The organism is Sphingobacterium sp. 40-24 (assembly GCF_001899705.1).
GTDB lineage: Bacteria > Bacteroidota > Bacteroidia > Sphingobacteriales > Sphingobacteriaceae > Sphingobacterium > Sphingobacterium multivorum.
The window spans coordinates 167955-180553 of record NZ_MKWH01000021.1 but is presented as its reverse complement, the minus strand read 5'-3'; the positions used below and the strand labels follow the sequence as shown (position 1 = coordinate 180553).

General features: G+C 40.6%; 9 protein-coding genes and 1 riboswitch. Of the genes, 5 read left to right on the top strand and 4 right to left on the bottom strand.

The genetic code is table 11. The annotated features are described in order from the left end of the window. The first annotated feature begins 286 nt into the window (after window positions 1–286). From BGP15_RS07630 to BGP15_RS07610, 5 genes are all read left to right on the top strand, one after another. Window positions 287–808, top strand: coding sequence for a 30S ribosomal protein S16 (locus BGP15_RS07630; protein ID WP_070570321.1), 522 nt, complete (start codon window positions 287–289; stop codon window positions 806–808). A 119-nt stretch (window positions 809–927) separates the two neighbouring features. Continuing rightward, window positions 928–1452: a ribosome maturation factor RimM gene (rimM, locus tag BGP15_RS07625; protein WP_286769143.1), complete on the top strand. Its 525-nt coding sequence runs from the start codon at window positions 928–930 to the stop codon at window positions 1450–1452. 110 nt (window positions 1453–1562) lie between these two features. Further along, complete coding sequence (locus BGP15_RS07620; RefSeq protein WP_286769142.1) at window positions 1563–2414, top strand: hypothetical protein; 852 nt, start codon at window positions 1563–1565, stop codon at window positions 2412–2414. Between the two features lie 229 nt (window positions 2415–2643). After that, a riboswitch (SAM riboswitch) is annotated at window positions 2644–2746 on the top strand. A gap of 70 nt (window positions 2747–2816) precedes the next feature. Beyond that, a complete protein-coding gene (locus BGP15_RS07615; RefSeq protein WP_046673648.1) occupies window positions 2817–3773 on the top strand; it encodes a methylenetetrahydrofolate reductase in 957 nt (318 codons plus the stop codon). A 241-nt stretch (window positions 3774–4014) separates the two neighbouring features. Next, entirely contained in the window at window positions 4015–7044 is a 3030-nt protein-coding gene (locus BGP15_RS07610; RefSeq protein WP_286769141.1) for a glycosyltransferase family 117 protein, read from the top strand. A 144-nt stretch (window positions 7045–7188) separates the two neighbouring features. On the opposite strand, the gene BGP15_RS07605 is transcribed toward BGP15_RS07610, so the two are convergent. The 4 genes from BGP15_RS07605 to BGP15_RS07590 form a co-directional block, all read right to left on the bottom strand. Continuing rightward, window positions 7189–7854: an OmpW/AlkL family protein gene (locus tag BGP15_RS07605; protein ID WP_070570317.1), complete on the bottom strand. Its 666-nt coding sequence runs from the start codon at window positions 7852–7854 to the stop codon at window positions 7189–7191. Window positions 7855–8310: 456 nt separating this feature from the next. After that, window positions 8311–9981, bottom strand: a complete 1671-nt coding sequence (locus tag BGP15_RS07600; protein ID WP_286769140.1) for a glutamine--tRNA ligase/YqeY domain fusion protein — start codon at window positions 9979–9981, stop codon at window positions 8311–8313. Window positions 9982–10159: 178 nt separating this feature from the next. Then, window positions 10160–10807, bottom strand: coding sequence for a carbonic anhydrase (locus BGP15_RS07595; protein ID WP_046673652.1), 648 nt, complete (start codon window positions 10805–10807; stop codon window positions 10160–10162). Window positions 10808–11016: 209 nt separating this feature from the next. Further along, window positions 11017–12558, bottom strand: coding sequence for a SulP family inorganic anion transporter (locus tag BGP15_RS07590; protein ID WP_046673653.1), 1542 nt, complete (start codon window positions 12556–12558; stop codon window positions 11017–11019). Between the last annotated feature and the right edge of the window lie 41 nt (window positions 12559–12599).

Genomic DNA, 12599 nt, shown 5'->3' with positions numbered 1-12599 from the left:
ATCATTGCTGTTGGTATCTGCGAAGTCATGAAAGTTTTGAAGAAAAGGGCTATTTTGTACACTGATTTTTTGAAAGACTTGTTTCACCTACAGTATGGTAAGAGCAAAATCTTAACGTGCGTAGGACGTGTTTAACCTGAAAGTGGTTACTGAAAGAAGCTAACCCTGTCGTTTTCAGTGAAGTTTTATTAAATTATAACGCTGATTAAAAAAAAATAACTATCTTTGCATCCCCTCTAGTATGAAGCTCGGGGGATATGTTGAATACATAAAATAAAATTAAAAAATGGCAACTAAAATCAGATTGCAAAGACACGGTAAAAAAGGACGTCCTTTTTACCACGTAGTCGTAGCGGATTCTCGCGCTCCACGTGACGGTAAATTCATCGAACGTATTGGTTCTTACAACCCAAACACAAATCCAGCAACTATCGTTTTGGATTTTGAAAAAGCTTTGGATTGGATGAATAAAGGTGCTCAACCAACTGACACTGCTCGCGCTATCCTTTCTTACAAAGGTGTTCTTTACAAAAAACACTTGCAAGGTGGTGTGAAAAAAGGTGCTTTTGATGAAGCTGCTGCTGAAGCTAAATTTACAGCTTGGACTGACGCTCAAGAAGCTAGAATCTCTGGTAAAAAAGATGGTTTAGCACAAACTAAAGCTGAAGCTAAAAAAGCTGCTTTAGTGGCTGAAGCTAAGAAAAAAGAAGAAAAAGCTGCTGCTGTAGCTGCTAAAAATGCTCCTGTAGCAGAAGAAACTGCTGCTGAAGAGACTGAAGCTCCTGCATCAGAAGAAACTGAAGGTTAATTCTTTCATAAAGTATTCGAGAAAGCCGACTCAATCTTGAGCCGGCTTTTTTTGAAACAGCCAATAGGCTAATCGTTTGCCAAATCATGTCTCACAGCTAATCGCCAAATAAGAAAAATATGACTATTGATCAATGCTTTTACATCGGTTACATCAGTAAAACAAGAGGTCTTAAAGGAGAAGTACAACTGTTTTTTGAATTCGAAGAATACGAGAGTTTGGATATCGATGTTGTCTTTGTAGAAGTGGACAAAAAGCTTGTTCCTTATTTTGTTGATGCCATTAAATTTCAAAAAAATAGCACTGCTTATGTAACATTTGAGGATGTGGATCATATCGATAAGGCTCAGGTACTCGTTCGTAAAAAGCTATATCTTTCCAATGATAAAATGCCCGAGCGAGACCCGGATGATTTTAGATATACTGATTTAATCGGATTTTTAGTGATCGATGAAAACCATGGCGAACTGGGGCAAATAACAGATGTTCAGGAATTCCCACAACAATTTGTCGCCACAGTAGATATGGATGGCAAAGAACTGATGTTTCCGCTGTCCGACGATTTGATCTTAGGAATTGATGGCGAAGAGGAGATCATTGAAGTTGAATTGCCTGAGGGATTGGTCGATCTGTATAAGGAATAGACATATCCCCAAGCTTATTCAATTGAATATCCTATACTTACTATTGCAGTAATTTCTTATCTTGGTCCTTATATATTAATATTACTATTGGCCATAATTATTAATTGATTTTGAAACCGTTATTACTGCTGTTATTCACACTCTCATTGTCTTCGTGTACTTTCTTTGGGAAGAAAAAGGAGTTTCCTGAAGGTAACTACCAAATGATATTGGGCTATCCAAATGATGAGTATCATAAATTAAAAAGAGAATCTCCCCAAAATGTGGAGGCAGATACCTATGGTAATGATCCTATTCTATACCGATCCTTTCTTTCGCTTCATGATAAGGACCAGTTTGTCATGGCGATTGATGATATCTTACTCTTTGGTAAGTACAAATTTGACGGTGATAGATTAGAATTGACGGATGAGAAAAAAGGTAGTGTCGCTTTGGATATTGTTAAAATAAAAAAAGATTTTGTTCAGCTGAGAGGTGATTTTTCACAGTTTAGCTCAGCACGTATACCCACTAGTGAAAGACTTTATATCAACTTTGTGTTAGATAAAACCCTTATCCGGGAAACGCCCAGTAAATTTGATAGCCAAGTGAATTTATGGCGAAATGCTCCGGTAAAATCAGAAAGTGAAAAGGAGATAAAAGCGAGGGCCTTGAATTTCGTAGATTATTCTATCGCTTATTTCCAACACATATCAAGCTCTGGCACCCATCACGATTATCGAATGGATGGTGTCGAATCACCAATTATTTATGCCGAGAATGGCATTGTGCTCAAGGCATGGGCAGATGTTCCTGATTCTTGGAAGGAATTATTTTACAACGAAAAAGAGGCATTAGTCGCCTATCACTATTTATTTGACGGATTTAAATATGGATCGAAAGAGGAGTACCATGTTAAAGGACTCTTATTGGTCACATTTTATCTCAAAAATTTACGAAATTCTTTGGCAGCTAATCTTTAGCCAATGTTCTTGTGGCATAGTCAATCTCTTCGCTGTCTATGATCCTCGATCGTTAATTCTACTGGTTTTTCTAGGTCTTTAACTATTGGTATGGTGAAGAATCCTGTCGTTGCATGGATACAAAGCTAAAGTGACGTTGAAACATCGTTTATTGAAGTCTTTTTGCTGCTATTTTTGCCTTTTCGAAAAATAATTTTTGTCTTTTGATTTTTTAAAACGATATTAGCAACGCTTATAGAGAAAGGCCGAGGGACTAGACCCGTTGAAGCCTTAGCAACCTGTATTGTTCAAGGTGCTAAATTCTACCCTACTCCATGTGGGAAAGATAAGTTACATGTAGATAAACGATTCCTCGACGTGTGCGTTTCGATGTAAGCCAACCAAACTAAAAACAGTTTTTTAATGAAGATTATCGATCATATCCAGAATGCCAAAGGAAAAACATTGTTTTCTTTTGAGCTATTGCCACCGGCGAAAGGGCAGGGCATCCAAAGTATTTTTAAAACCATGGATGAACTGATGGAGTTTAAACCTCCTTTTATCGACGTCACCTACCATCGGGAAGATTATATCTATAAAGAGCATGCGAGTGGATTACTGGAACGTGTTTCCTATCGTAAACGTCCTGGGACAGTGGCGATATGTGCGGCCATCATGAATAAATATAAAGTGGATGCGGTGCCACATTTGATATGTGGGGGTTTTACAAAAGAGGAAACTGAAAATGCATTGATCGATTTGAACTTCCTGGGGATAGATAACGTTTTGGTGTTGCGGGGTGATGCACGTAAGGGCGATGCCGATTTTATACCAACCGATGGTGGACATGCTTTTGCAACAGACCTATTGGAACAGGTAACCGATATGAATAAAGGAAAGTATCTGCATGAAGACATTATCACGTCGGAAAAGACTGATTTTTGCATCGGAGTAGCCGGGTATCCCGAAAAGCATTTTGAATCTCCAAATTTCAATACTGACTTTAAATATCTGAAACAAAAAGTCGATATGGGAGCAGAGTTTATTGTGACTCAGATGTTCTTTAATGTTGAAAAATACAAGGAATTTGTAACAAAATGTAGGGACAATGGAATCCATGTGCCCATTATTCCGGGATTAAAACCACTGACAACAAAAAAGCAATTGGTGACCTTGCCAAGAATTTTTCATTTAGATATTCCAGAGGAACTGAGTGACGCTGTCGCGGCATGTAAAACGAATGCCGACGTCAGACAGGTAGGTGAAGAGTGGTTGGTACAACAGTGTCAGGAGCTGATTAAATTTGGCGCTCCGGTATTACATTTTTATACGATGAGTAATCCTGGTCCAACAAAGAAGATTGTTGAAAAACTAGCCTAACTCATAAAATGATAAAAAAGGGAGCAGATAAGCTCCCTTTTTTATGATAATTCATTGTGAAAGCCTGAAATAGGTTGAAAGTCTCGGCAGCGTGGTTTAGGTCGATCTCTATATTCAGTGTTGAATAGCCTGTTTACAGTCAGGTACTGGTGTTAAATAGTGTTAATTCGTGTGTCGGAGTCAGGATAACTTTTTAACTTAAAGTGCTAAAAAGGATTTTAACAATAGACCAATTGACCTTATGACGTACAATAGATTAAATTCTCTACTCGGTTTTGCTTGCGGACTAATTGCCACCTGTGTATATATCGCTACAGTTGAAAAGACGGTAAGCTGGTGGGATTGCGGTGAATTTATAGCCTGTGCCTATAAATTGGAGGTGGCACATCAACCGGGAGCACCATTGTTTCTTCTTATTCAGAATATATTTTCTAATCTCGCTTTAGGGAATAAGGGGCAGATCGCCTATTGGATGAATATAGGTTCTGCAGTTTGCAGTGGAATTACTGTTACCTTTTTATTTTGGACAATAACCGCCATTGCTAAAAAGCTACTCAACAAAGACAAACAAGCTTCTTTGTCAACCTACCTGCAGATCTTCGGCGCAGGAGTTGTCGGTGCAATGGCATTTAGTTTCAGCGATTCATTTTGGTATTCGGCAGTAGAATCTGAAGTTTATGCAATGTCTTCCTTATGTACAGCAGTTGTATTTTGGGCAATTTTAAAGTGGGAAGTCCGTGCAGATGAAGACGGTAGCGATCGTTGGCTGGTTTTTATTGCTTTTGTTATGGGGCTTTCGATCGGAGTGCATCTATTAAATCTTTTAGCAATCCCGGCTATCGCGATGGTTGTTTATTTCCGAAGAGCGCGACAGGTTAATGCGAAAGGGACAATAAAAGCTTTCCTCGTCGGAGTGCTGATCTTGGGGGCCGTTTTGTGGGGAATTATTCAATGGTTAGTCGGTCTAGCGGCTAAAGTGGATCTCGTATTTGTGAACTCATTGGGAATGGGATTTGGTACCGGAATTTTTTTCTCGTGCCTATTATTGGGGGGATTGATAATTTACGGTCTATATTATTCCTATAAAAAGCAGAAATATACACTCAATACAGCCTTGCTGGTTCTTTGTTTTGTTTTATTTGGATACAGTTCCTACACCATGGTCATGATCCGTGGGAAAGCAAATCCATCCTTGAACAATAATGCGCCGGATAATGTATTTTCTTTTTTAGGATATTTGAGCCGTGAACAATATATACGGGAACCGTTACTCAAAGGACCTTATTATGACTCGCAAGTGGTTGGCGTCGATAGTAAGACGAGCTATCGGAAAGATAAGTCGGAGTATGTTCCCTTCACACAGGTAGACAAATATCAATTTGATAAGGAAACCTTTTTCCCGCGTATCTATAGCCAAGATGGAAGCCATCAAGCTTATTACAGAAGTTACCTCAATTTGAAAGAAGGGCAACAGCCAACGTTTTCCGATAATTTTAAGTTCTTTTTTAATTTTCAACTGGGAGATATGTATACCCGATATTTCTTATGGAATTTTGTGGGTAGACAGAATGACAGGCAAGGATATGGGACCTATAGTGACGGCAACTGGTTGTCGGGGATCAGACCATTGGATAATTGGCGTTTAGGGGGGCAAGATAAAATATCTCGATCGCAGGAGCATGACCCGAGCCGGAACACTTATTTTTTTCTTCCATTGCTACTCGGAATAGCTGGTGCGATCTGGCTGTACCGAAACAATAAACCTTATACCTTGGTACTGACCTTGCTGTTTGTGTTTACGGGGGTAGCGATCGTAGTTTATCTCAACCAAACTCCTATGCAACCCCGGGAACGAGATTATGCTTACGTGGGGTCTTTCTATGCTTTTGCGATCTGGATTGGGCTGGGAGTAATAGCATTTGTTCGGTTTTTCAACCGTTTTGTACAAACACGTTACGCTTTAGCGACAGGTATTTCTTTTGCGCTGTTGGGAGGCCCTATTATTTTGGCTCATCAAAACTGGGATGATCATAATCGGTCCGAGAAATCGTTGGCAAGGGATATGGCACGCAATTATTTGGAATCCTGTGCTCCAAATGCTATTCTATTTACCTATGGCGATCATGATACATTTCCTGTATGGTATTTGCAAGAAGTAGAGGGCGTACGTCCGGATGTTCGGGTTGTCGTGTTAAGCTATCTCACAGGCGATTGGTATATGCAACAGGCCAAACAACCCACGTATCAAGCGGCAGGGCTCCCCGTGACGATTCCCGCTGAAAAGACGAAAAAAGGCGTTCGTGATTATATCCCTTTCGTAGATAGACAACTTGACAATGCGGTAGATATACAGCAGTTATTGCAGTTTGTCACATCGGATGATCCGGAGTATAAAGTTCAGCTGAATTCCGGTGATATGGAAAACTATTTCCCTTCCAAGAAAGTCCAATTGCGCATTGATAAAGACGAGGTGGTTAAGAAAAATGCGGTTCCGGCGTATTTTCAGGGAGCTATAGTTTCTGCAATGGAATGGGAAATTCCGAATGATCATCTGACCAGGTCGGATTTAACCCTGTTATCCGTGCTTGAAAATAATCATTGGGACAGACCGATATATTTTTCGAATATGCTGCCAAGTGATATTAAGTTGGGACTGGATAAATACCTGGTCAATGAGGGCTTTACTTCTCGATTGATGCCTGTCACTGCTACAGATCAGTCGACAGGAAAACGAAGTGAGCAGGGTGGGCTAGTTAATATGGAGGCGTTATATAGCAATATTATGCATACGTATCATTGGGGTAATGTTAAAAATGCACAATACTTGGATACAGATTCGTTCCGCTTTGCAAGCATGTACGCCCGTGATATATTTGGAAAAGCTGCCCGAATGCTTTTAGCCAATGGCCAGGTCAAACAAGCTGGGGAGGTGGCAAAAAAAGCATACGATCAATTGCCCGATCGCGTATATGCGATGTCGGACGCCATCAATTATGCCGATATTATCGATAGTCTGTATCGCTCGGGGCAACCTCAGCTGGCCAACAGGATGATGGACCGGAACCTTGATTATGTCGCTGAAAATATGGAATACCTACATCAATTGGTAATGGATAAGAAAAACCTGAGCTTTGAGTGGAATGATATTCAGACCGGCTTGGACTCTGTAGACCGGTATAAGGCTATTTTATTTGAAGCAAAGGATACCAAACGATTGGCACGTGTTGAGCAGTTGAGACAGCAATATCAAAATTGGTACGGCGTAGAATAATTTTGATGATGAACTGAACCAAATTACCAGGCACGCCTAATGGGGCATTGGATTAACGTATTTGAGATAAGAAACCAGATGAGGCCTCTTCTAAAATATTGGAAGAGGCCTCGATACATATAGGATAGGGAATGAGCCGAGTTATTAAAATTTCATGCCGACTCCAAAGCCGAGCAGGAATGGGTTGATGTCAACTTTTGCCGGTATGGATAGGTTGGGGGCGAGGTTTGATGCATCCACATTGACATCGGTCTTTAAAAGAATATACTTAGCATCTAAATTCACGAAATATTTTTCAGATAGCTTAAAATCAATTCCCAGTTGAGTCGCAAAGCCGAAAGCATTATCATATTTTACATTTTTAACCGTTTGCCCCGCATTGACGCTATAGAATATGGTGTAATTTATTCCCGCTCCTACATAGGGTTTAATGGCACCGTCGGGGAGGAAGTGATATTGCGCTGTCAGTGTGGGAGGGAGGAGCCATACACTCCCAAGATCCACATTGCTGGATGGACTGCCACCAATGGCAGTTAAATTCGAACCTGTTGTATTAACTTTATGTTTTGTAGTCCCAAGGATCAATTCCGCCGCAATGTTTTTTGTGAAGAAATAGGTGAAGTCAAGTTCAGGGATAAATTTCGTATTGATGTCGACGTCTCCGCCTATGGTATTAATCTTGGCCGATTCGTTTGGCATGACTGTCACACCTCTGAGTCTCATTTGCCAGCGTTGATTAGGGATTGTTTGTGCCTGTAAACTTAGTGCGCCTAGGGTAAGTGTTAGTGCAATTAAAAGTAGCTTTTTCATATCATTAAGGGTATTTTGTTTGCTGTAAAACTATTGCTAAAATCAGGGCAAAAGAGTGACGATAATCAGGTTGAAAAATGAATGATACGATGTTTTTCCTATTGCAGATGATGTACCTTTATAAATTACTGTTGTAAAAAATGGGAAAGTATGGGTAGGTGTAAATCCGCTGTAATAGTTTTTCAAGCCAAATTGGGATAATAGGCCTATTACACGCATTTGTCTCGCCTGAGCACGAGCAAACGTTATGAAAGTATGTCATTCGCGCAACTGCGGATTGTGTACGAAATACCTCCTATGAGCGTTGAGGGCAAGAGGGAGGACTGGAGTTTCGTTTAGCGGGGCTAATGGGGATACAAATCCGGTATGTCAATGCATATTGAATGGAATAGGAACGCTCCTAAAATAGAACAGGTCGGAATGAATCCGACCTGTTCTATTTTAGGAGTTACGGTTTTACGCGTTTTTCTTCACTTCCTTACCCCAAGAGTCTTTTAATGTAACCGTACGGTTAAAGACTAGATGGTCTGGCGTTGACTGTGTGTCTAATGTAAAATAACCCAATCGTATAAATTGATATCCCTTTCCAGGCGTAGCGTTAGCCAGATCCGGTTCAATGTAAGCACGTTGGATAATATGTAAACTTTCAGGGTTGATCGATGCTTTAAAATCTTCTGCAGCGGCAGGATTTTCATCATTGAACAATCTGTCGTACAACCTTACTTCGGCTTCTTTCGCATGTGGAACCGAGATCCAATGGATTGTTCCTTTAACTTTTAATCCTGAAGTATCTTCTCCTGATTTTGAGTTTGGAACATAGGTACAATGAACTTCCGTCACGTTTCCGTTTTCATCTTTCACAAAATCATGACAGGTAACGATGTAAGCATGTTTCAAACGTACGGAAAGCCCAGGGCCCAAGCGGAAGAATTTTTTTGGTGCATCTTCCATAAAATCATCGCGCTCTATCCAGAGCTCTTTTGAAAATGGAATGGAGCGTGAACCTTCACCGCCTTCGACTTCAGGGTTATTCTCACCAATAAGATCCTCTACCTGACCATCAGGATAGTTTGTGATCACCAATTTGATTGGATCAAGTACAGCCATTCTGCGCCATGCCGTTTTGTTGAGATCCTCACGGATACAGAATTCCAAAAGACTGACATCGATCATGTTTTCACGTTTTTGAACACCGATTTTTTCACAGAAGTTGCGGATACTCGCCGGTGTATACCCCCTTCTGCGCAATCCTGAGATCGTAGGCATGCGCGGGTCGTCCCAGCTTTCAACAAACTTATCATTGACCAGTTGCAGTAATTTACGTTTACTCATGACAGTATAGGTCATATTCAAACGTGCAAATTCGTATTGTTTGGAAGGGAAAATCTCCAATTTATCTATACACCAATCATAAAGTGGGCGATGTGGAATAAATTCCAATGTACAGATGGAGTGTGTAATTTTCTCAATGGCGTCTGATTGGCCATGTGCAAAATCATACATCGGATAGATACACCATTGATTCCCCGTTCTGTGGTGATGCGCGTGCTTGATGCGGTATAATAAAGGGTCGCGCAAGTGCATATTTGGGCTAGCCAAATCAATCCTTGCCCGAAGTACTTTTTCGCCATCTTGGTATTTACCGGCGCGCATATTTGCGAATAAGGTCAAATTTTCATCAATAGACCTGTCGCGATATGGTGTCGGAACACCGGGTTCTGTTGGGGTACCTTTTGCTGCTGCAATTTCTTCAGCAGTGCTGTCGTCCACATAAGCTAGACCTTTTTTTATTAGCTCAACGGCATAACGATATAGTGTCTCAAAATAATCTGAAGTATATAATTCCTCTGCCCACTGGAATCCAAGCCATTGAATATCTTTCTTGATGCTTTCAACATACTCGGTATCCTCAGTGACAGGGTTAGTGTCATCAAAACGTAGATTAGTCTTGCCATTATACTGCTGTGCTAATCCAAAATTCAAGCAGATGGATTTGGCGTGACCAATGTGGAGGTAACCATTTGGCTCAGGAGGAAAACGTGTCAATACACGTCCGCCATGCTTTCCTGTTCGAAGATCCTCTTCGACAATTTCCTCGATAAAATTTAATGATTTTTCTTCACTCATAATACAAAGTTAATTATTCGTAGCGAGATATTAGCTAGGAGATCGTAGATATTCGCCTTAGTATGAGTGATTGAATGTGCTGGCTGTATCGGTAAGAATGGGAAGACGTAATAAGGTTTGGACCCACAATAAAAAAGGGACGAAATTTCGCCCCTTTTTACCGATTTTTATTACTACGCTATTTATAAGCGAAGACTTCACCTAGCTCGTCATTATTGGTAAACGTACAGTGTTGATCGATCAATTCTCCAGTGCCGATATTGATAATCATGCCGTGTACGGCAAGATCATCACGCTCTTTCCATGCATTTTGAATGATTGACGTCGCGCACAGATTGAAAACTTGCTCTTGTACATTGAGCTCGATTAAACGATCTACTTTTTTATCATGCTCTTGGATCGCATCAATCTCTGCACTGTGTAAGCGATATACATCTTTGATATGACCCAACCAGTTGTCAATAATACCGTACTGCTTGCGGCTTAAAGAGGCTGCTACACCACCACAGCCATAGTGACCTGCGATAATGACATGTTTTACTTTCAAAACATTGACCGCATAGTCTAAGACGGAAAGCATACTCATATCGGAGTGAATGACCATGTTGGCAATATTACGATGAACGAATACCTCTCCAGGCTTTGTACCTGTCAATTCATTTGCAGGTACTCGGCTATCGGCACAACCGATCCAAAGAATTTCTGGATTTTGACCTTTAGAAAGCTGTTGGAACCGCCCTGTAGCATCATTCTTTACAAACTCCATCCACTCTTTATTTCCCTTAATGATATTGTCAAATCCTATTTTTAAATCTTTATTTTCCATATTCTTCTTATTTCACTCTTGCCCGAAGGCATCGTTTCAATTTTATTATAATAATACAAATGTCTAAATTCATTGTTTACTTCAAACAACTTATTTTTATTGAATAGCTGTTCTTGCTATTCAATAACCGTCTCCCCCCCATTTCAATCCAGCTTGCTAGCCGACCAATGGAAGGGAATGGCCTACGAGATACGTCAAAGGTCCGTATCCTATGAAGGTTTCTTATAGACCACCTGCAAAAGTTCGATGTCTTTGCCTTTACTTCTGGCATTCTGTTCAAAATCTTTGATGACTTCGATGACATCCTTGTCTATAAATTTACTGAATGTCCCATCGATTCGGATCTTACTGATCGATTTTGGTAAGCTGTACAATTTTTGTTGGATAGGAACCTTGTTCAAAAATGATACTTCCTCCGCTAATGTAATGACAGCCTTATCTTCTTCATTGTCTTTTTCAATATTATATTTAAAAGCATTTTTCATATTGGCTCTTAAGATATAGAATGTCGCCACGACAATACCTATCCCTACCCCCATAAGGAGATCGGTAAACACAATCGCTACAATGGTGACAAAAAATGGGATAAATTGATCTAAGCCTTTTTTGTACATTGAGGTGAATAGACTTGGTTTAGCCAATTTATATCCTGTATGGAGAAGGATGGCCGCCAGACAGGCCAAAGGAATCATGTTCAGCATTGTTGGGATAGCGAGCATAGCGACCAATAGCCATATACCATGCATGATGGCAGATTGCCTTGTTTTTCCGCCTGCATTGACGTTTGCTGATGAGCGTACAATTACGGAGGTCAACGGCAGACCTCCCAGAAGTCCACTGGTCATATTTCCGATGCCTTGTGCAACAAGTTCGCGGTTGGTTGGCGTATTTCTTTTGTAGGGATCTATTTTATCAACGGCCTCGATGCTCAATAAAGTCTCTAAACTTGCAATAATTGCAATCGTAAATGCAGCTATCCACACATCTTTGTTGACAATCTGTGTAAAGTCCGGGAGGGTAAATAATCCTGTGAATTCAGCAAAAGAACCGACAATAGGGACTAATACAAATTGCTTGTCATGCAACTGGAATGCTGAGCCGTTGAAAAGATAAGCTAAACTTACGCCTAGCATCACGACAACCAATGGGGCTGGCACCTTGTTGAGCTTTGGAATAGATGGCCAAAAGATTAGGATCGCCAATGACAAGGCGCAAATGATCAATGCGCCAAAGTTGATCGCAGAGGCTATCGTGTCAAAATAGGCACCGATACCATGACCATTGTCCATTTCGAAGGCATGTGTTTCCACTAAGCCCAATGCCAAAGGAATCTGCTTCATGATAATTGTGATACCGATCGCAGCAAGCATACCGACAATGACTGCTGAAGGGAAATAGTTTCCGATCATCCCTGCTTTTAATATACCGAGAATAACTTGTACTACACCGGCAATCACGACGGCAAGTAGAAAGGTTTCATATGCCCCTAGGCTCTGAATAGCACCTAAGACAATAACTGTAAGACCAGCAGCTGGCCCACTTACACTGAGTGGTGATTTACTGATTGAAGCGACAACGATTCCACCAATTACACCAGTCAATAATCCTGCAAACAATGGCGCACCAGAGGCCATTGCAATTCCCAAACATAATGGAAGTGCCACCAAAAACACCACAACACTAGCAGGGAAGTCATATTTTAAGTCTCTTTTCGATAGTTTCAGAAAAGCCGACGTACGAGTTCCAAACATAAAATTTGTGTTTATCTGTAAAAAATTTTCATCAGGCGACC